The sequence below is a fragment of the Agrobacterium sp. DE0009 genome (assembly GCF_007680755.1).
Lineage (GTDB): Bacteria > Pseudomonadota > Alphaproteobacteria > Rhizobiales > Rhizobiaceae > Agrobacterium > Agrobacterium tumefaciens_B.
Genome location: NZ_VEIU01000001.1, coordinates 1,237,232 through 1,257,620, shown reverse-complemented (window position 1 = coordinate 1,257,620; position 20,389 = coordinate 1,237,232). Strand labels below are relative to the sequence as shown.

Here is a 20,389-nt window from a genome sequence, read left to right as displayed (position 1 = left end):
ACGGCTGGAAGGGTTTCAATGAAGACGATGCAGGGTAATGCGCAGGGTTTGGGCATGTTTCGCACGGTTGTTGGCGTCACGACGATAGGCGTGCTGCTGGGCGCCTGCACCAGCCCGACCTACGGAACGGGCAAGACGGCGGCCGAACAGCTCGTCGACGACCTGGGCAACGCAACCTCGATCACCGGCGACCAGAGCAAGCGCAACCTGAAATATGGCCCGCGCCCCGGGCTCGTTGTTCCCGCCCAGGCCCGCGCCGAACAGCTGACCACACCGCAGCAGAACATGGCCAACCGCGAAAACAACCCGCAGTGGGTCGAATCGCCGGAAGAAACCCGCGAACGTCTGCGCGACGAGGCGGATGCCAACAAGAACAACCCGCATTACCGCTCGCCGCTGCTCGCAGGTAACGGTACGGCCGGTCAGATGACCGAAAGCCAGAAGTGGGAAGCCTTCCGCAAGGCCAAGGCCGAAGCACAGGGCGGTTCCGTCGTCAACGCACAGCGCAAGTTCCTGACCGATCCGCCGGCTGAATATCGCAGCGTTCCGCAGGATCAGCTGACCGATCTCGGCGAACCCGAGCAGAAGAAGGAAAAGCGCCGCAAGAAAGAAGCGGCTGTTGCGGGCACCGGCAAGAGCTGGTGGAACCCCTTCCAATAAAGACAATGGCGGCCTGCGGGAGATTTGATCCTCCCGGAGGCTGCTTAGTCGTCGAGACGTTTCTCGCGAAAAAACTGCCGCAGGATGTCTGCGCTTTCGCTTTCCGCCATTCCTGAATAGACATCGGGCGCATGGTGGCAGGTGGGTTGGCTGAAGAAGCGAACGCCGCTCTCCACGGCGCCGCCCTTCGGGTCCCGTGCGCCGTAATAAAGTCTGCGGATACGGGCAAACGAGATCGCCGCCGCGCACATGGTGCAGGGCTCCAGCGTCACGTAGAGATCGGCATCGGTCAGGCGTTCCTGTCCCAATGCCTCGCAGGCCATGCGGATCGCGGCGATTTCGGCGTGCGCCGTCACATCATGCAATTCCCGGGTACGATTGCCGGATTTGGCGATGACGCGCCCGTTCAGAACCACGACCGCGCCGATCGGAACCTCATTCCGCTCAGCCGCGGCACGGGCTTCCGCCAGCGCCAGTTCCATGAAATGCGTCCTTTCGGCCATTGCGTTTCAATTTCCTCTTAACCCTTGTGCTTGGACCTGATAGGACAGCCCAAACAACAGGCAAACAGCAAATGACATTTAAAGACAAGCCGAAGCGTGACGGCGGCAAGACATTTAGCCGCGACAAGAAGCCCAAAGGCCCAGGCAAGCCGGCCGCACAGCGCGACGCCAAGCCCGCCGAGGCAAAGGCAGCGCCGCTGCCGGAAACCGTTGGTGGCTCCAAACCCGAGCGTATCTCCAAAATCATGGCGCGCGCCGGCGTAGCCTCGCGCCGCGACGTCGAGCGCATGATCATGGAAGGCCGTGTGTCGCTGAACGGCGTTAAGCTGGACACGCCCGTCGTCAACGCCACGCTGTCGGACAAGATCGAAGTGGACGGCATGCCTATCCGTGGTGCCGAGCGCACGCGGCTGTGGCTCTACCACAAGCCCGCCGGTCTGGTGACCACCAATTCCGACCCGGAAGGCCGCCCGACCGTCTTCGATAATCTTCCCGCAGAGCTGCCGCGCGTCCTCTCCATCGGCCGCCTCGATATCAACACCGAAGGCCTGCTGCTGCTGACCAATGATGGCGGTCTTTCCCGCGTGCTGGAACTGCCGACCACCGGCTGGTTGCGCCGGTACCGCGTGCGGGCCCATGGCGAAGTGGATCAGGCAGCGCTCGACAAGCTGAAGGAAGGCATTGCCGTCGATGGCGTGCTCTACGGCGCAATCGATGCCACGCTCGATCGCACGCAGGGTCACAATGTGTGGATCAGCATGGGCCTGCGCGAAGGCAAGAACCGCGAGATCAAGAACGTGCTCGGCGCGCTTGGTCTTGAGGTGAACCGCCTGATCCGCGTATCCTACGGCCCGTTCCAGCTCGGCGATCTGCCCGAAGGCAAGGTGCTCGAAGTGCGCGGCCGCATGCTGCGCGACCAGCTGGGCCCACGCCTGATAGAACAGGCTGGCGCCAATTTCGACGCGCCGATCTACAATAATGTCACCGAAGATGAGGACGACAGTGCGCCGAAGCGGCCCGTGAAGTCCGAATGGGCAAAGAGCGACGCGCCTGCTGGCAGGGAGCGGTCCGACAAGGGCGGCAAGTCCGAGGATCGTCGCGAAAAGGCGCTCGGCCGCCTCGATACCAAGCGCGGCGACAAGCCCGCCGGAAAATTTGCCGCGAAACCTGCGGGTAAGTTCGGCGCGAAGGGCCGCAGCGAGGATGAGGGTGACGACCGCCGCCCACGCCAGCCCGCTGGCACGAGCCGCACGGCGAATGTCTGGATGGCGCCCGGTGCAAGGCCGACGCGTGATGGCAAGGAGCGCAAGTCTTCCGCCCGCGCGGAGGCCGAAAGCCTGTTCAAGAAACCATCTGCGCAGGATGAAGCCCGCCGCAACGTCGTGCGACATGCGGATGCCGAAGGCGAGTGGATCCGCTCCGACTCCCCGCGCGAAGAAGAAGGTGGCCGTGGACGCGGCGACCGTCCGCGCGGCGAAAAGAGTTTTGGTGATCGTGGTGGACGCGGCGGAAAGTCTTTTGGCGACCGTCCCTTCCGTGACCGGCCACGCGAGGATGGCGACCGCCCGCGCGGTCAAAAGAGCTTCGGCGACCGTCCGGCTCGCGGTGACAAGCCCTTTGGCGACCGGCCGTTCCGTGACCGCCCGCGTGAGGACGGCGACCGTGATCGCCCCCGTGGCGAAAAGAGCTTTGGTGACCGCACCGCCCGTGGTGAAAGACCTGCCGGTGACCGCCCCTTCCGCGACAGGCCCCGTGAAGACGGCGATCGCCCGCGCGGCGCGCGCCCGGCCGGCGACAAGCCCCGCGGTGGCAAGCCGGGGGGCAAGCCAGGCTTCGGCAAGCCGTCTTTCGCCAAGTCGGGCGAGCGTGGCGAGCGTTCTGTTTTCTCAGGCAAGAGCAAAGGCCCCGGTGGTCCCGGTGGCGGCAAGCCGGGCGGCAAAGGCCCGGGTGGCAAACCTTCTGGAGGCAGGGGAATGACACGTAATGCGGATCGTAGGCGGTGAGTTTCGCGGCCGCACATTGGCCGCGCCGAAATCGAATTCCATTCGTCCGACTATCGACAGGACAAGGGAAAGCCTCTTCAACATTCTGAGCCACGCCTATCCGGAAAGTCTTGACGGCACGCGCGTTCTGGACGTTTTCGCCGGAACGGGTGCGGTTGGGCTGGAGGCGCTGTCGCGCGGCTGTCGCGTGGCGCTGTTCGTCGAGAACGGCGTCGAGGGCAGGGGCCTTCTGTGGGAAAACATCGATGCGCTCGGCCTGCATGGTCGCGCCCGTATCTTGCGGCGTGACGCCACCAAGCTCGGCGGCGTCAACAACATCGAGCCCTTCGATCTTCTTTTCGCCGATCCGCCCTATGGTCACGGCCACGGCGAAAAGGCGTTTGCGGCGGCCCATACCGGCGGTTGGCTGAACCCCGGCGCGCTTGCCATCCTGGAAGAGCGCGGCGATGTGGCAGTCAATGTCGATCCGGCGTTCAGGCTGCTCGAAAGCCGCATCTTCGGCGACACGAAAATGCATTTCTACCGCTACGAGCCCTGACGGGACACGTCCCGTCAGTCACGGTCTTGTCTTGTTTGCGCAATAGGCAGAACCCTTACCGTGGTAAACTTCTGGGGTGTTTTGCATGGAGCAGGCTGGCAACGAGGGGATCACGATCGTCAGCGCCGGAGAAGAGGTTCCCGGGCGCGACGGTCAAAAAGGCCATGAGCCGACATTCGGACTGGCGCTCGGCGGCGGCGGCGCGCGCGGCATCTGCCATATCAATGTCGTCGAGGCGCTTGACGAACTCGGCATCCGGCCGGTCGCAATCTCCGGTTCTTCCATCGGGTCCATCATCGGCGCGGGCATGGCTGCCGGCATGTCAGGCCGCGGCATCCGCGAGTACACGCTCGAACTCATGGGACGCAAGGGCTCCGTCGCCAACCGGCTCTGGAGCCTGGGTCCCGCTTCGATGCGCCACGCAGCCCATGGCTTTCGCTTCGGACAGTTCAATCTCGAACTTATTCTTCACGCCTTGATGCCACAGGCGTTGCCGAAGGAGTTCTCCGAACTCGCCATTCCGCTGAAAGTCATAACAACCGATTATTACGCCCAGACCGAAGTGGTGGTCGAAAGCGGTGAGATCATTGAGGCGCTGGCGGCCTCAGCCGCCATTCCGGCGCTGTTCATGCCGGTTCGTATCGACGGTCGCATCATGATCGATGGCGGCATCTTCAATCCGGTCCCCTATGAGCATCTGCTTGACCACGCCGATATCGTGATCGGCGTTGATGTCGTCGGTGGCCCGGAAGGGGATGGAACCACCATGCCCAGCCGATTGGAAAGCCTGTTCGGCGCCAGCCAGTTGATGATGCAGGCGGCGATTGCGCTGAAACTCAGGCTGCGCCCGCCGCACATCTTCCTGCGCCCGCCGGTGCACCGTTTCGGCGTGCTGGATTTCTTGAAGTCGGAAGAGGTGCTGAATGCGTCGTCCAGCATCAAGGATGATCTGAAGCGGCAGATTGAAATACAGGTAGAGCTATTTCATCGCGGGCAGGGTGTGGAGGCCTAAGCAGCAATCCCTGAGTATTTGCTAGGAACAAGCGGTTGCCACTGGTTTCTTCTCCCCGCCGGGGAGAAGGTGGCCCGAAGGGTCGGATGAGGGGGCAACGCCAGCAATTGACAGCACCCTTGCCCCCTCATCCCGATGCCGCGGACTTCTCCCCCGGGGGGAGAAGAAACAAGCCGCTTGATCCCTGCATCCCTTAAAATTACACCGAAACTTCCGTCTCGTTGTCTTCCATATCCTCTTCCTCCTCCCGCTTTTCCGCCTTGTTCTTCGGCTTCATCAGCGGCTCCGGCTTCACCTCGCGAACCGGCTTGTTGTGCAGCATCTGCCGGCCGGCGGCGAGGCCTTCGACGGCTTGCAGTTCCAGCCGCTGTTCATCGCGTTCGCGAATGTCATCGGAGATGGCGAGCGCCCTTTCACCATCCATATCCAGCCCCTCCAGAATGCGCCTGCCGAACAGCAGGCCGGATTCCAGCGTCTCGCGAATTTCATATTCCACACCCTTTTTCCTGAGGTCGATGGAATGAATGCGATCATAGGAGCGGACATAGATGCGCACGCTTGGAAATTCCGACTGGATCATGTCGATGATACGGTCGGTCACGTCCTTTTTATGGGTGCAGACCGCCACGAGATCGGCCCGTTCGATCCCCGCGGCGATCAACACGTCCTTGCGGGTGCCATCGCCGAAAAAGATACGGAAGCCGAACCGCGAGGCCTGACGTACGCGGTCGGCCGAACTGTCGATGACGGTCACGTCGCGACCGCCGGCAAGCAGGATCTGTGAAGCAATCTGGCCGAAACGGGAAAAGCCGATCATCAGCACATCCGCGCCCGCGCCATCGAAATCCTCCTCAAGCTTGTCTTCCTCCGCGTCCTCCGCCGTCAGACGCCTGGAAATCACCGCCAGAAGCGGTGTTAGGGCCATGGAAAGCGTGACCACGGCGACAAGGATCGAGGCGGTTGCCTGCGGGAATAAACCCGACGCGGCAGCCGTCGTGAAAAGCACGAAACCGAACTCGCCGCCCTGCGCAAGCAGCAGGGCAATGCGGCTCGACGCATAGCGCGACGAGCCGGCGATCCGACATACCCCATAGATCAGCGCGCCCTTGACCGCCATCATGGCAGGCACGGCGATCAGGATGAGGACCAGATGCTCCCAGACGATATGGATATGCAGCGACATGCCGACAGCCATGAAGAACAGCGCCAGAAACAGGCCACGAAATGGCTCGATATCCGCTTCCAACTCGTGGCGATAGGATGATTCTGACAGCATCAGCCCCGCCAACAGCGCGCCCATGCCCATCGACAGGCCGACCATTTCCATGATGGCCGCTGCACCGATGACGACAAAAAGGGCCGCCGCAATCATGACCTCGCGTGCGCCGGTGCGGGCGATGATCTGGAACATGGGGGTGAGAAGATACCGCCCGGCAAGGATCATCCCGGCCACCGCGACGACGGAGGCAATGAGATCGGACACCATCGAATCCGTCGGCACATCGGGCCGGTTGGAAAGAATGGTGACGAGCGCCAGCAGCGGCACGATGGCAAGATCCTGAAACAGCAGGATCGAAAAGGAGCGGTTGCCGTGCCGCGTGTTCATGTCGCCGTCATCTTCGAGAATCTGCAGCGCAAAGGCCGTGGAGGAAAGCGCAAGACCGAACCCGGCCACCACGCTTCCGCGCCAGTCGATCAGCCCTGCCCACCACGCGATTGCCGCCAGCGCGCTGCCGGTCACCAGCACCTGCGCCAGCCCCAGCCCCAGAATGTCGCGCCGCATCTGCCAGATGCGCGATGGCTTGAGTTCCAGCCCGATGATGAAGAGCAGGAAAACCACGCCGAGTTCGGAGACGTTGAAGATGTCCTTCGCATCCGTGACCAGATGCAGGAACGGTCCGATGATGATGCCGGCCACGAGATAGCCGAGCACAGTCCCAAGGCCCAGCTTGCGGAAAACAGACGCCGCAATGACCGCACCGGCCAGAAGCAGCAGGGGTTCGGAAAAGAGAGCGTCGTGCTCGGTCATGGTGGCGGACTTTCGAATAAGGCGGCGACAACGCGGTGCTGAAGGAGAAAGCGGCGTTTCGCCCTTGATGCGGGGTTGCTGGCACAATAAATGGAACAGGAATGAAAGGCCAACTCATGTCCTCAGAAATAGATTCTTCCAAACTTCTCGATCGCGCCAGCGAACTTGTAGACCTCGCCCGCGCCGCCGGCGCCGATGAGGCCGATGCAGTTGTCGTCCGCTCCCGCTCGCAATCGGTCGGCGTGCGGCTGGGCAAGGTGGAAAGCACCGAATCCTCCGAAAGCGACGATTTTTCGCTGCGTGTTTTCGTTGGGCGCCGGGTGGCCAGCGTTTCGGCCAATCCGGGCTTTGACCTGAAAACGCTGGCCGAGCGGGCTGTCGCCATGGCGAAGGTTTCGCCGGAAGACCCCTTTGCCTGCCTTGCGGACAAGGAACGGCTGGCGACATCCTATGACGATCTCCAGCTTTTCGACGCGACGGACGTTTCGGCGGATCAGCTTCGGGAAGCGGCCCTTGCTGCGGAAGAGGCGGCCCTCTCGGTCAAGGGCGTCAGCAATTCTTCGGGCGCGGGTGCATCGAGCGGTATGGGCGGTCTCGTACTCGTCACCTCGCATGGCTTTGCCGGCAGCTACATGGGCAGCCGCTTCAGCCGTTCGGTCAGCGTCATCGCTGGCGAAGGCACAAAGATGGAGCGCGACTACGATTTCGACAGTCGCCTTTATTATGCCGATCTCGATGCAGCCGAAGAGATCGGCCGCCGCGCCGGTGAAAAAGTCGTGCGTCGCGTCGGCCCGCGGCAGGTCGATACCGGCAGCAACATCACGGTGGTCTTCGATCCGCGGATCGCGCGCGGTTTTGTCGGCGCAATCGCCGGTGCCATCAACGGCGCTTCGGTTGCCCGCAAGACCAGCTTCCTGCGCGACAAGATGGGCCAGCAGGTGCTGAAAAAAGGTCTTTATCTCACCGACGATCCTCAGATCGTACGTGGTCCTTCATCCCGTCCTTTCGACGGCGAAGGTGTGCGCGGCGAAAAAATGACGATGATCGAGGACGGCGTTTTGAAGCACTGGTTCCTCTCCACCTCGACCGCGCGCGAACTCGGCCTTGAAACAAACGGTCGCGGCGTGCGCGGCGGCACATCGGTCTCGCCCGCCTCGACCAATCTCGCGCTCGAACCGGGCGACTTGTCGCCGGAGGATTTGCTGAGCCAGGTCGGATCAGGCTTTTACGTCACAGAACTCATTGGCCACGGCGCCAATATGATCACCGGCGAATATAGCTGCGGCGCAAGCGGCTTCTGGATCGAGAATGGCGAAAAGACCTTCCCGGTCTCCGAAGTCACCATCGCCTCGAACCTGAAAGACATGTTCATGCGGGTCACGCCGGCCAATGATATCGACCGCAAATATGGCGTAGCGGCCCCGACGCTTGCCATTGAAGGCATGACGATCGCGGGCAAGTGACGCGGCCTGCGGGTTGTTTTCGCCGGCACTTTATGTGCAAGTGCGAAGGGAAAAACGGGCGCGCCGTTTGAGGCGCGCGGAAAAGACGGCAAGATGAACACTATGGCTGAGGCCCGCTGGGCCTCCGATCTGAGATTGGTGCTTGAAGCCGCCCGCAAGGCGGGCGAGACGGCGCTGGGTTTTTTCCGCAAGGACCCCGAGGTTTGGTGGAAGAATGGCGGGCTTTCGCCCGTCAGCGCGGCGGACTATGCCGCCAATGAGATTCTCGAAACCATTCTGCGCGCCGCCCGGCCTGATTACGGCTGGCTTTCCGAAGAGACGGATGACGATACGGACAGGCTGGCGCGTACGACGGTCTTCGTCGTCGATCCCATTGATGGCACGCGCGCCTTCATTAACGGCAGGGATACGTGGTGCATCAGCGTTGCCGTGGTGCATGAAGGGCGACCGGTGGTGGGCGTGCTCGTCGCACCGGCGCTGTCGGAGGAGTTCGCCGCGATAGAAGGCGGTTTGGCGATGAAAAACGGCAGCCCCATCACCGCGAGCCTTGGCAATGCCGGCCCGTTTCACCTCGCCGCCGCCGCAGAAACGATCACGCGGCTGCCGGAAGCGATGCGCAACAACGTCGAGCGCGTCCCGCATGTGCCTTCACTGGCCTACCGACTGGCCATGGTGGCGGATGGCCGCATCGACGGAACGCTGGTCCTGCCGAACTCGCACGAGTGGGATCTGGCCGCCGCCGATCTGATCCTCGAACGCGCCGGCGGCCAGCTTGCGGGGCTCGATGGCAAACCTCTGATGTATAATCGCCGCCAGGTGAACCACCCCGCCTTGTGCGCCGCAGCAAATTATGCGCTGCCAGCACTTTTGAAAGCGTTTTCACATCCGTCTGACGGTTGACGTTTGGCGGGAAATCCCGCAGATGAAGGCCTCTCTCAGAATTCAAGAAAGAGATAAAGATATGACGGAAACTGGCAAACCGAAACAGCTGCTGCACCTCGTTTTCGGCGGCGAACTGGAAAACCTTCAGGATGTTCAGTTCCGGGATTTGAATGCGCTCGACATCGTCGGCATCTATCCGGATTACGCTTCGGCGCTGACCGCCTGGAAGTCCAAGGCGCAGATGACCGTCGATAACGCCCATATGCGTTATTTTATCGTGCATATGCACCGTCTTCTCAATCCCGACGATAAAATTTGAGTCCTTTTGCCCTTGCGTTGTAATACTATTGGGTGAAGGCGGGCCTACCTGTGATTCCTGCTTGAGACGGCAGGACACGGTATTGCGACACGAGAAAATGTGATCGCGCTTTCCTTTCCGATGACAAAAAATGACGCAATTTGAGAAGAAGTAGGCGGCGATAACAACAGCACAGGGGCAGGGCATTGCGCGGAATGATCAAGGACAGAATGTCATGAGCAGCCGTATCGCACGTTTTGCTCTCTCCGGTTACCGTATTGCCGGTATCGCCGCTTACCCATTCGCCAAACCCTATCTTTCCTACCGTGCCGCCAAGGGCAAGGAAGACAAGCGCCGCCGGCTTGAGCGTTTCGGTTACGCCAGCGCCGAGCGCCCGCGCGGACCGCTCGTCTGGTTCCACGCCGCAAGTGTCGGCGAAACGCTCGCCCTCATCCCGCTGATCCGCGAAATCCGCAAGCGCGATATTTTCGTTCTCCTCACCACGGGCACGGTGACGTCGGCGGAACTTACACGGACCCGGCTGGGGGACGATGTGATCCACCAATATGTGCCGCTCGATATCAAGATTGCCGTCAACCGTTTCCTGACCTACTGGGCACCCGATGCTGCCATCACGGCTGAGTCCGAAATCTGGCCGGTGACGATGATGGAACTGGAGCGTCGCCACATTCCGCAGATCCGAGTGAACGCGCGTCTCTCGGACCGGTCCTTCGACCGCTGGAACAACCGTCACGATATTGCTGAATCGCTGTTTTCCAAGTTGGCGCTCGTGGTGGCGCAATCCGATCTCGATGCCGAACGTTTCCGCGATCTCGGCTCCTGGCCGGTGGTGATTTCGGGAAACCTTAAGGGCGACACGGACCCGCCGCCCTGCGATGACGCGCTTCTGGAGACCTATCGAAAACAGATCGGTAGTCGCAAGACATGGGCGGCGATCTCGACCTTTGACGGCGAGGAGAAGGCGGCGGCCACCGTGCATGCGGCTATCAAGTCCCGAAACGGCCAATTGACCATCATCGTGCCACGCCATCCCGAGCGTGGCGATGAGGTGGAAGCGATGTTGAAGGCGATGAACCTGTCGGTCGCCCGCCGCAGCCGGAATGACGCCATCACCCCTGAAACCGATGTTTTCCTTGGCGATTCCATCGGCGAAATGGGGCTTTACCTGCGTTTGACCGAACTTGCCTTTGTCGGCCGCTCCCTGACGGCGGAGGGCGGGCAGAACCCGCTGGAGCCAGCCATGCTCGGCTGTGCCGTTCTTTCCGGCGCGCATGTTCAGAATTTCCGCGAGGCCTATCAGAAGCTCATCCGGGCCGGTGGCGCGCGCATCATCCGGGATGTCGAAATGCTGGCCAAGGCGGTGCATTACCTGCTGGTCAACGACAATGAGCGTTACAAGATGATCGATGCTGGCAACCGCGTCATTCAGGATATGCGCGGTGCGCTTTCCCTGACCGTCAAGGCTCTTGAGCCCTATATCAATCCGCTGACGGTCTCGGCCAAGTTGCAGCCACGGAGTGCCATCGGTTCATGGTAGCGGATATCCAACTTGACCCGGCACAATCGATTGCCGCTGTGCTCTTCGACAAGGACGGCACGCTTCTAGGTTATGATGCGAGCTGGGGTCCGGTGAACCGGGAACTGGCGGCGATTGCAGCCAGGGGCGATCCCGCGTTAGCCGACAGGCTTCTTGTCGCCTGCGGCATGGACCCCGTGACTGGCCATGTCGTGCCTGACAGCCTCCTCGCCGCCGGCAATACCGCCGAAATCGCCGCCGGTCTCGTTGCCGCCGGCTCGCCTTGCGATGTCGTGGAACTGACGGCTCGTCTCGACCGGTTGTTCACGGAGGCGGCGGATAAATCGGTGCCCGTCACCGATCTCAAGGCGTTTTTTGCACGGCTGAAGGCGCGAGGTTACAAGCTCGGCATCGCCTCCAGCGACAATGAAAATTCCATTCGACAGACCGCCATTCGCTTTGGTTTTGAAAGCGATATCGATTTCGTGGCGGGTTATGACAGCGGTTACGGCACCAAGCCGCAGCCCGGCATGGTCCTCGGCTTCTGTAAGGCGATCGGTATCGCTCCCGACCGCGTGGCCGTTGTCGGCGACAATAACCACGATCTCCATATGGCAAAAAACGCCGGCGCGGGTCTCAGGGTCGCCGTTCTCACCGGCACCGGCTCGCGCGAAAGCCTGGGGGCGGATGCCCATTATTGTTTCGATGACATCACCGGGCTTGAAGCGCTGCTGCCTGAACGGGCTGTTTAAGACGGGAACCGCCCGTCTCTTCCGTCATTCCGGCCTTCAGCCGGAACCCAGCGAGATTAAGTCCTTGGGCTGAAAAGACTCTTCCCGCCGCGCAGACGCGCCCGGATGGATTGCGGCTCAGGGGCGGAGTGACGGAGAGCTTTTTGCAATTTACGGTTTTTTCTGGCAAACAACCTCCCAGACGTGGAATGGCGAACGGAATGCCGTGGGCGATGCGGCCGGGAGCGGGAATAGATGGTTTCTGAAGCGCCGCCCTTCTGGTGGCAGAAAGCAGGCTGGCAGGCATGGCTCCTGTCACCTTTTTCGCTTCTTTATGGCAAGGTCGCCGGCCGGCGCATGCGGACGGCAAAACGGGCAAGCGTTCCCGTCCCGGTCATCTGCATCGGCAATTTCACGGTTGGCGGGGCGGGGAAAACGCCGACGGCGATCGCCGTGGCGCGGGCCGCGCTCGCGAGGGGAATGAAGCCTGGTTTCCTGAGCCGCGGTTATGGCGGCACGCTTGATGTGACCACGCTTGTCGATGCGCAGCACCACCGCGCCGCCGATGTCGGCGATGAGCCGCTTCTTCTGGCGCGCGAGGCGGTGACGGTCATTTCACGCAGACGCGTGGAAGGTGCCCGCAGGCTTGTGAAGGAAGGCGTCGATCTTATCATCATGGACGATGGTTTCCAAAGTGCACGGCTCACGCTCGATTATGCGCTTGTGGTGATCGATACGGTGCGCGGCATAGGCAATGGCCATCTTGTGCCGGGCGGTCCGGTGAGAGCGCCGCTTGCCGAGCAGATGCGGCAGATGACCGGACTGCTCAAAGTGGGCAAGGGCCATGCCGCCGATCCGCTGGTGCGGCAGGCGGCAAAGGCCGCCAAACCCGTTTTTGTGGCCGCAATTACGCCGCAGGAGCCGGAAGATTTCCGGGGCAAGCGCGTGTTGGCTTTTGCCGGTATTGCCGATCCCGGCAAATTCTATCGCACGGTCGAGGCGCTCGGCGGGGAGATCGTGCAGAGCCGCTCCTTCCCCGATCATCATCATTTCAGCGATGATGAAATTGACGATCTTCTGAAGGATTCCGAAAAACAGCATTTGCAACTGGTCACGACCGCAAAGGACGCGGTGCGGCTGCGCGGACACCACGGCCGGGCCGAGGAGCTTCTGTGGAACAGCCAGGTGATCGAAATCGACATGGTGTTCGATGATCCCCATGCGGCTGGCACGATCATCGAAACGGCGGTGGCACACTGTCGCGCCCGGCTGCTGCGGGAAAATGCGCGGACGTCGTTTTAAGAGATTGTCGAAGGTCCGGAAACCGCTTCTGCGTCGTGCTCGGGCCTGTCCCGAGCATCTGCACCCTATCGATTTATACGACATCGGCAGCTCTTCGGCACACGGCCGGGGATGACATCAAGTGAGGGTGCCGGCCGCCTTTGAAACTGCACCTGAGAACGCCGCTTTAAAGACGGAAACGCGTCAGCACGCCGGTTTCGACCTATGCCGGAAGACCCCGGTCTTTCTTTTCAGCCTCCAGCGAAGCCGCCGCATCCAGATATGCCTCCTGCCGGGCGACGCTCCAGTAGCGCAGCTCGTCGAGCGGGATGGTTTTGCCTGTCACGGCGCAGATGACATGCGAGCCGGTCTGGACGATGCGGAAGTCACCGTCGAGATATTCGATGACGGCAGGGCGGTTTCCGCCTCCTTCAAATCTATTCATCCGTTTTCGTCTCCTGCTCTGTCCTGTCAGGGCACCCAGTCCGAAACGGCGCAGCGTTCTCCTGAACAATCCGGATGCTCCAATATCTGAATTTATATAGGCCGGGGCGGCTCAAGGCCAGCCCTGACGCCCTTGCATTTGAGAAGGCGTCAGCTTCGACCGAAGAGCCGTTCTATATCGGAAAGTTTCAATTCGATATAGGTCGGCCGGCCATGATTGCACTGGCCGGAACCTGGCGTGTTTTCCATTTGCCGCAGCAGGGCGTTCATCTCCTCCGGCCGCATGCGCCGGCCGGAGCGGACGGAGCCGTGGCAGGCCATGGTGGCCGCGACATATTCCAGCTTGTTCGCAAGCGTGGAAGCGGCATCCCATTCGGCGATCTCATCGGCAAGCTGGCGCACCAGCCCTTGCACATTGACCTCTCCCAGCATGGCGGGCGTTTCCCTGACAGCAACAGCGCCCGGGCCGAAACGATCGATGACGAGGCCCAGTGCATCGAAACCGGCCGCATGCTCCATCAGCCGGTCGCAATCTTCCTCGGGCAGGTCGATGATTTCTGGAATGAGCAACACCTGGGAAGCCGGTCGTTTCGCGTGCAGCGCCGTGCGCATCTGCTCGAACACAAGCCGCTCGTGGGCGGCGTGCTGATCGACGATGACAAGGCCGCTCTCCGTCTGCGCGATGATGTAGTTTTCGTGCAGCTGCGCCCGCGCGGCCCCAAGCGGGAAGCGCGCCGGCTCAGGAGCTGTGGCCGCAGCCTCGTACATTTCCTGTGGCTCCGCCCGCGCGGTGGGCATGGTCATGTCGTAAAAGCGCGACTTGCCCGCTTCCGCAAACTGCATGTTGCCGGAAACGGGAAGCGGCCTTGAGGGCGATGTGGTCGCGGACCATGATGCGGTTGCGGCCATGGCGGGGGAGGGTCGCAGGCCCGAGGGACTGTAGCCCGGGCGGAAGGCATTCATCATCTGGCTCGCCCCCGTCGTTGCAGCCCTGTCGCCATCGCGCGTCAGCGCCTGGCGGATCGCGCCGACGATCAGCCCCCGTATGAGGCCTGGATCGCGAAACCGCACGTCAGATTTCGCCGGATGCACGTTCACATCCACAAAAGCGGGATCGAGCGTGATCGACAGCACCGCGACCGGGTAGCGCCCATGCGGCACGGTTTCGGCGTAGGCGCCGCGAATGGCGGATAAAAGCAGCTTGTCCTGAACCGGGCGTCCGTTGACAAAGACATATTGATGCGCGGAGTTGCCGCGGTTGAACGTGGGAACGCCGGCATAACCGGTCAACGTCACATCCTCACGGCCCGCATCGATTTCAATCGCATTATCCTTGAAGTCGGCACCGAGAATCTGCGCCATGCGGGCGAGGTGGTCGTCTCCCGTCGAGGGGATTTCGAGCGTCGACCGATCCGTACCTGACAGCACGAAACGAATATGCGGGAAGGCGATCGCCATGCGCTTGACGACTTCCGTGATGGCCGCGGCCTCGGCGCGTTCGGTCTTTAGGAATTTCAGCCGGGCAGGGGTGGCGAAAAACAGATCGCGCACCTCAACGATGGTGCCTGCATTGGAGGCGGCCGGCCGTACATCCGAAACCTTGCCGCCGGTAACCGAAATCACCGAGCCCTGCTGCGCGCCCTGCTGCCGGCTCGTGATCGTCAGCTTGGCGACCGAACCGATGGAGGGCAGGGCCTCGCCACGAAAACCGAGGGTGCGGATATCGTCGAGATTGTCGGATATTTTCGAGGTGCAGTGCCGCCTGACCGCAAGCTCCAGATCGGCCGGCGACATGCCACAGCCATTGTCGGTGATCCGCACGAGGCCCTTGCCGCCGCCAGCCGTTGCAATCTCGATGCGGGTGGCGCCCGCGTCAATAGCGTTTTCGACAAGTTCCTTCGTGGCGCTGGACGGTCGTTCGATGACCTCTCCGGCGGCGATCTGGTTGATGAGAGTTTCTGAGAGCTGCTTGATGGCCATGATCATCATTTTCGCGGATTCGCCACAGCTTCGAAAGGGGAAAACCGGACCGGGACAGGTTTTCACCTGTTTTGCGGCATCTCATTCTTATAGTCGGGAGGGCTTAAGCGTTAATCCGCCTTTAATCGGCCTCGATTATGGTGAGCCGGCTTGAAATGACCGCAGGAACGGGGCCGCCTTCATCTGGCGGTGTGTGACGTCGACTTTGGGTGAGCGTCATCTTCCCCTCAAGACTGCTTCAAGTGGCAAACCCTGATGTCCTCTTTTTCGGTTCATCCCGGCAATCGCTCCTGGCGATTCCTCCAGAAACATAGGCCTGACCCCTGAAAAACAGGCGGGAGTTTGCAGTTGAGTGATTTGGCGTCCTCTGGCGCGGGCGTTCATACGTTGATGCTTGATGCCCTTTGCGACGCGCTTGGCGCGGCGGTCGTCGTTTGCGACCGCAATGATCACATCCTGTTTGCCAGCCGGAAGCTTCTCAGTTTCTTTCCGCTCGAAGAGGCCGTCATCGGTCCGGGCGCACGTCTGCGCGACTATCTGAACGCCCTTTACGATTGTTATCTTGTCGAGGCCGACAGCCTCCATGCCAATGCCCGCCAGCTGGGACGTGAGGAGTGGATCGGCGAACGACTGGCGCTGCACTGGAAAGAACGGTCGGAAAAGACGGAACGGCTGAAGGGGGAGCGGTTCTTACGCTTCGTCATGAACCGCCTGCCATCCGGCCTTGGCATCAGCGTTATCGCCGATATTTCCGAGCAGAAGAAGCGGGAGGAGCAGTGGCGCATCGATCTCGAGCGCGTCCAGCTGATCGAAGACATCCTCGACAACCTCCCTTTTCCCGTCTTCGTCAAGGATCGTAATCTCGCCTATGCCGCCGTTAACAAATCCGCCTGTGCGCTGGTGGAGACGAGCGCGGAAAGCATTCTCGGCCGCACGGTTTTCGATCTTCACTCGCGCAAGGTTGCCCGCCGGATCGACGCAGCGGATCGCAAGGTGCTGGATAGCGGCATCCCGGCGCTGATCCCGGAAAGGGTGCGGCGCCTGAACGGCGAAGAAGTCCTGGCCATCACCCGCAAGCACCGTGTGGGCCGGGCCGGCCGGTATTTCCTCGTCACGACCATGGAGGATGTGACCGCTCTCGCGACGGTCGATGAGACCGGTACACCCATCATCCCATCGCTGGAACATGTCCCCTTTGTGTCGTCCGTTTACGGCAAGGACGGCGATGTCGACAGCCGAAGCGAGCTTTTAAAGAGCAAGGCTGTCCTGATCGTCTCTGAAAGCGTGGGCTTTGCCGAAGAGGCCGGACGGCAGCTCGCTGCGGGCGGCATGGATCACGCGGCGGTGAGAAGCGAGGATGAGCAACGCGCCTTTATCGATGTTGCGGCCTCTGCCGGTGTCACCATCGATGTGGTCGTCGTTGACGCTCAAATGAGTGTCGCGTGCCTCGATATTGCTGAAGCGCATGGTCTGTCCGTCGTCACGATCGAGCAGGAAGACATCGACGGGTCTCTCCTGCGTGACCTCGCCGCCGCTTTCAAGGCCCTGCCGAAAACGAAGGACGCCGAACAGGATTGGGAGATCACGACCGACGACCTTCCCGACTTTGCAGGCGCAGGTCGGGTGGGCGACGTTCTTCTCGTTGAGGACAACAGGGTCAACCAGATCGTTTTTTCCCAGATCCTGGAAGGTCTCGGGCTCTCCTGGCGGCTGGCGACCACGGGCGAAGAGGCCCTGCGGCTTTTTGCAGAACAACCGCCATCCATCGTGCTGCTGGACACGACGCTTGCCGATATCGACGGCTTTGAAGCTGCCCGGCGGATGCGCGGACTGGGCGGCGACAGGCATATTCCCATCGTTGGCGTCATCACCCACGCCTTCGACGGAGATCTCGATAAATGTCTCGCCGCGGGCATGGACGACATGCTGCTGAAACCCGTGAGCCCGGACATGGTTGAAGCCATTTTCCTGAAGCTGATCGGCGAGGACGCCCTGCGGCTGCACGCCTGAGAATTCCGTTCTTTCAAGGCTATGGCTTTTTTAATACTTGCCCTGCATTGTGTGCGCGTCGACACAGGATTCACGAGATGCAGGAATGAAACGGGCAGAGCCGCAGGCGTTGCAGGTCAGCCAGAATGAGCTGCAGGCCATGGCCTATAGCGATCCGCTGACGGGGCTCGGCAATCGCTACCGCCTGCGGGACAAGATCCGCATGCTTGCGAGCGAACGGTCCAGCGATCCTGCGCCCTTTACGGTCGGTATTGCCAATATCGACGGTTTCAAACCCATCAACGATCTTTTCGGCGTTCAGGCGGGCGATGAAATCCTTTGCCAGGTGGCGCACCGGCTAAAGGCCTGCATTCCCGATGGTGCCATCGTAACGCGCCATGACGGCGACGAGTTTGCCTTCGTGCTGCCGCTGGTTTTCGAGCGCACCGGCGCGGAGCGCATCGGCAACATGATCAAGGACGTGCTGTCGGCCCCTTACGATCTCGGCGACCGCAATGTCCGCCTGTCATCGTCTTTCGGTTTTGCCATCTATCCCTTCGCCGGCGATGAATTCGAGGATCTGCTGAAAAGCGCCGAGACCGCGCTCTACCGCTCGAAACGGCGCGGCCGTGGCCAGATCACCGTCTATTCGCGGGAAATCGCGCAGGAAATGAAGCGCGCCACGCAGCTGGAGCAGGCGCTCAGAAACGCCATCATCACCGATGCGATCGACGTGCATTTCCAGCCCATCGTCCGGCTGGAAGAAGCGAAGGTTATCGGGTTCGAGGCGCTCGCCCGCTGGAACGATCCGGACCTCGGTTTCGTATCGCCTGCCGTTTTCGTTCCGCTCGCCGAAGAACGCGGTTTCATCGATGCACTTTCCGAGACGCTGCTCAGGAAGGCGGCCGAAGCGGCGCTGTTCTGGCCGCGTGAGCTTTTTCTCTCCTTCAACCTGTCTTCGGCGCAGTTGATGGACCCCAGCACGGCGGACAATATCCTGTCCATTCTCGCGCGTGTGGGGCTCGATCCGCACCGGCTGGAGCTGGAAATCACCGAAACGGCCGTCATGACCTCGGCCGATACCGCCCAGCGCATCATCAGCGAGCTACAGGGGGCGGGCGTGCGCATCTCGCTCGACGATTTCGGCACCGGCCAGTCGAGTCTTGGCCGGCTGCGTGACTTTACCTTCGACAAGGTCAAGATCGACCGCGCCTTCGTGTCCCGCATCAGCAGTGACCGTCCTTCCGAACATATCATCAAGGCCATCGTTGCGATGTGCGAAGGGCTTGATCTCGAAGTGGTGGCGGAAGGGATAGAAGAGCGGGCGGAAGAGGAAAAACTGCGCGCGCTTGGCTGCGCTATGGGGCAGGGCTATTTTTACGGTCGCCCTGCCGATGCCGCTGCCACCCAGCGATACCTGCACGAAAACTATCGGGAAATATTGTCGGATATCTCCTGAGATGGTTTGCATCGGGCATTCGCTGGGATGCGCAATGCCCGATCTTCCGTCAGAGTTTGTAGAGCGGCTCGAACCTGCCCTTGACGTCGACACCGAGTTCGAAGGTCAAGCCGTGCTGCGGATTATCGGCAATCGCGTCCTCATCGAGATTCTCACGCGCTGATGTGACGAGCAGGCGCGAGGCATAAGGGCCGATAAAGGCGGGGCAGGTGGTCTGTCCGGCAGGCACTTCATATCGGGCAATATGGTTGCCGTTGGCATCATAGCGATCGACCGCGCCTTCGCCCCAGCGTGCATTCCAGATGTGCCCCTCGGCATCGCAGACCGATCCGTCGACGCCACCATCGGCCTCGCTGGAATCGTTAAAGAGCTCCGCCTTGCCGGTCGGCAGACCGGTCGCGGCATCGAGCGGCACGCGCATCAGCCTGTTGACGTCGGTATCGACGAAATAACCCGTCGCGCCATCAGGCGAGAAGCAGATCGAATTCGGAATGCTGATATCCGAAAACAGCGTTGTCACCGTGCCTTTGGCGACATGATAGATGCTGCCGGCGCCGGTCTCCGCCTTGCGGCCCATGGTGCCGATCCAGAATGCGCCGGAGGGGTGGACGCGTCCATCATTGGAGCGGTTGCCGGGCATGTCGCTTTCAAGTTCTGCATGCAGGCTCAGCACGCCTGTTGCCGTATCCCGCAGGAACAGGCCATCGTCGGAGGCGATCAGTTGCTTGCTGTCGCTCACCTTCGCAAGCGCGCTTCCCATGAAGGGCAGGGTGTGCACGGTCTTGCGGCCGGAGGCGAGGTGCAACTCATGCAATTCGCGGCCTATAATGTTGAACCACCAGGCGGTTCCCGTCGCCGGATCGAAGGTCGGCCCCTCGCCGAGCAGCATGGGGGTATCGTCAAGAACACGTCCGGTGAACGGAAAAACTGTTGCCACGCTGTTATCCTCCAATGGCTGCATCATAGGCTGACAGGGTGACGGTTGCGCGTTCACGCACGTCGGCAGCCGTCATGCCGGGCTTGTAAAGGCTGGTGCCGAGCCCGAAGGCAGTAATGCCGGCCGACGTGTATTCCGAAAAATTCCTGTCGGAAACGCCGCCGACAGCGGCAATCACCAGATCCTTGGGCAGGATGGTCCTGATCGCGTTGATACCCGCCGGGCCGATGATGCTGGCGGGGAAAAATTTGAGTCCGGTGGCACCTGCCTTCGCGGCCACCAGCGCTTCAGTTGGGGTGAGAACACCCGGCATGGTCACCATTCCCTTTTCACGCGCTGCGGTAATGACCTCAGCATCCGCATTGGGGCTTACCATCAGCTTGCCGCCGGCGGCGTCGAGAGAAGCGACGTCGTCGACGCTGAGGACCGTGCCAGCCCCGATCAGGCAATCCGCCGGCGCCATCTTTGCGGCGATTTCGATGGACTGGAAGGGGTCGGGTGAGTTGAGAGGGATCTCGATGGCGCGGAAGCCGGTCTCTATCAGCGCGCCGACGACGCCTTCGGTTTCCTCGGGTTTCAGGCCGCGCAGAATGGCGATCAGCGGATATTTGATGGACGGAAAGGGAATACGCATGGTCGATCT

The 20,389-nt window shown here is 61.3% G+C and carries 18 protein-coding genes; 12 read left to right on the top strand and 6 right to left on the bottom strand.

Annotation, left to right across the window (positions count from 1 at the left end; all coding sequences use genetic code 11):
• Nucleotides 1-18: 18 nt before the first annotated feature.
• On the top strand, nucleotides 19-660 hold the full coding sequence (locus FS804_RS06440) for a hypothetical protein (protein WP_063947710.1): 642 nt from the start codon (nucleotides 19-21) through the stop codon (nucleotides 658-660).
• 44 nt (nucleotides 661-704) lie between these two features.
• On the opposite strand, the gene FS804_RS06435 is transcribed toward FS804_RS06440, so the two are convergent.
• Nucleotides 705-1,163 (bottom strand): nucleoside deaminase, encoded by a 459-nt coding sequence (locus FS804_RS06435; RefSeq protein WP_063947711.1) that lies wholly within the window; start codon nucleotides 1,161-1,163, stop codon nucleotides 705-707.
• Between the two features lie 71 nt (nucleotides 1,164-1,234).
• On the opposite strand from FS804_RS06435, the gene FS804_RS06430 reads away from it, so the two are divergent.
• From FS804_RS06430 to FS804_RS06420, 3 genes are all read left to right on the top strand, one after another.
• Complete coding sequence (locus FS804_RS06430) at nucleotides 1,235-3,166, top strand: pseudouridine synthase (RefSeq protein ID WP_144575690.1); 1,932 nt, start codon at nucleotides 1,235-1,237, stop codon at nucleotides 3,164-3,166.
• On the top strand, nucleotides 3,147-3,704 hold the full coding sequence (rsmD, locus tag FS804_RS06425) for a 16S rRNA (guanine(966)-N(2))-methyltransferase RsmD (RefSeq protein ID WP_144575688.1): 558 nt from the start codon (nucleotides 3,147-3,149) through the stop codon (nucleotides 3,702-3,704). The genes FS804_RS06430 and rsmD overlap by 20 nt, the downstream gene beginning before the upstream one ends.
• A gap of 85 nt (nucleotides 3,705-3,789) precedes the next feature.
• Nucleotides 3,790-4,716 carry a patatin-like phospholipase family protein gene (locus FS804_RS06420; RefSeq protein ID WP_144575686.1) on the top strand — a complete coding sequence of 309 codons (927 nt, stop codon included), beginning with the start codon at nucleotides 3,790-3,792 and terminating at the stop codon, nucleotides 4,714-4,716.
• Nucleotides 4,717-4,915: 199 nt separating this feature from the next.
• Here FS804_RS06420 and FS804_RS06415 read toward each other — a convergent pair whose 3' ends face one another.
• Nucleotides 4,916-6,745 carry a monovalent cation:proton antiporter-2 (CPA2) family protein gene (locus tag FS804_RS06415; protein ID WP_144575684.1) on the bottom strand — a complete coding sequence of 610 codons (1,830 nt, stop codon included), beginning with the start codon at nucleotides 6,743-6,745 and terminating at the stop codon, nucleotides 4,916-4,918.
• Between the two features lie 116 nt (nucleotides 6,746-6,861).
• Between FS804_RS06415 and FS804_RS06410 the strand changes: the two genes are divergently transcribed.
• The 6 genes from FS804_RS06410 (at nucleotide 6,862) to lpxK (ending at nucleotide 12,958) form a co-directional block, all read left to right on the top strand.
• Nucleotides 6,862-8,208, top strand: coding sequence for a TldD/PmbA family protein (locus tag FS804_RS06410; protein ID WP_144575682.1), 1,347 nt, complete (start codon nucleotides 6,862-6,864; stop codon nucleotides 8,206-8,208).
• A gap of 93 nt (nucleotides 8,209-8,301) precedes the next feature.
• Complete coding sequence (locus FS804_RS06405; protein ID WP_063947716.1) at nucleotides 8,302-9,108, top strand: 3'(2'),5'-bisphosphate nucleotidase CysQ; 807 nt, start codon at nucleotides 8,302-8,304, stop codon at nucleotides 9,106-9,108.
• 61 nt (nucleotides 9,109-9,169) lie between these two features.
• Entirely contained in the window at nucleotides 9,170-9,409 is a 240-nt protein-coding gene (locus FS804_RS06400) for a DUF4170 domain-containing protein (protein ID WP_006313175.1), read from the top strand.
• A gap of 214 nt (nucleotides 9,410-9,623) precedes the next feature.
• The gene (waaA, locus tag FS804_RS06395) at nucleotides 9,624-10,946 is read left to right on the top strand and encodes a lipid IV(A) 3-deoxy-D-manno-octulosonic acid transferase (RefSeq protein WP_063947717.1); all 1,323 of its coding nucleotides are present in this window, start codon (nucleotides 9,624-9,626) and stop codon (nucleotides 10,944-10,946) included.
• Entirely contained in the window at nucleotides 10,940-11,677 is a 738-nt protein-coding gene (locus FS804_RS06390; protein WP_144575680.1) for an HAD family hydrolase, read from the top strand. Before waaA ends, FS804_RS06390 begins: the two co-directional genes overlap by 7 nt.
• A 234-nt stretch (nucleotides 11,678-11,911) precedes the next feature.
• The gene (gene lpxK / locus FS804_RS06385; protein ID WP_144575678.1) at nucleotides 11,912-12,958 is read left to right on the top strand and encodes a tetraacyldisaccharide 4'-kinase; all 1,047 of its coding nucleotides are present in this window, start codon (nucleotides 11,912-11,914) and stop codon (nucleotides 12,956-12,958) included.
• Nucleotides 12,959-13,160: 202 nt separating this feature from the next.
• Here lpxK and FS804_RS06380 read toward each other — a convergent pair whose 3' ends face one another.
• Both FS804_RS06380 and mutL read right to left on the bottom strand, forming a co-directional pair.
• On the bottom strand, nucleotides 13,161-13,382 hold the full coding sequence (locus FS804_RS06380; protein ID WP_144575676.1) for a DUF2093 domain-containing protein: 222 nt from the start codon (nucleotides 13,380-13,382) through the stop codon (nucleotides 13,161-13,163).
• Nucleotides 13,383-13,531: 149 nt separating this feature from the next.
• Entirely contained in the window at nucleotides 13,532-15,361 is a 1,830-nt protein-coding gene (gene mutL / locus FS804_RS06375; RefSeq protein ID WP_144575674.1) for a DNA mismatch repair endonuclease MutL, read from the bottom strand.
• Nucleotides 15,362-15,751: 390 nt separating this feature from the next.
• Here mutL and FS804_RS06370 point away from each other — a divergent pair, with 390 nt between their 5' ends.
• A complete protein-coding gene (locus FS804_RS06370; protein WP_186376736.1) occupies nucleotides 15,752-17,371 on the top strand; it encodes a response regulator in 1,620 nt (539 codons plus the stop codon).
• Between the two features lie 85 nt (nucleotides 17,372-17,456).
• On the top strand, nucleotides 17,457-18,809 hold the full coding sequence (locus FS804_RS06365) for a bifunctional diguanylate cyclase/phosphodiesterase (protein WP_144575670.1): 1,353 nt from the start codon (nucleotides 17,457-17,459) through the stop codon (nucleotides 18,807-18,809).
• A 49-nt stretch (nucleotides 18,810-18,858) separates the two neighbouring features.
• Here the strand turns inward: FS804_RS06365 and FS804_RS06360 are convergent, their stop codons facing one another.
• Both FS804_RS06360 and FS804_RS06355 read right to left on the bottom strand, forming a co-directional pair.
• Nucleotides 18,859-19,746: an SMP-30/gluconolactonase/LRE family protein gene (locus tag FS804_RS06360; RefSeq protein ID WP_144575668.1), complete on the bottom strand. Its 888-nt coding sequence runs from the start codon at nucleotides 19,744-19,746 to the stop codon at nucleotides 18,859-18,861.
• Nucleotides 19,747-19,750: 4 nt separating this feature from the next.
• Complete coding sequence (locus FS804_RS06355; protein WP_144575666.1) at nucleotides 19,751-20,380, bottom strand: 2-dehydro-3-deoxy-6-phosphogalactonate aldolase; 630 nt, start codon at nucleotides 20,378-20,380, stop codon at nucleotides 19,751-19,753.
• Between the last annotated feature and the right edge of the window lie 9 nt (nucleotides 20,381-20,389).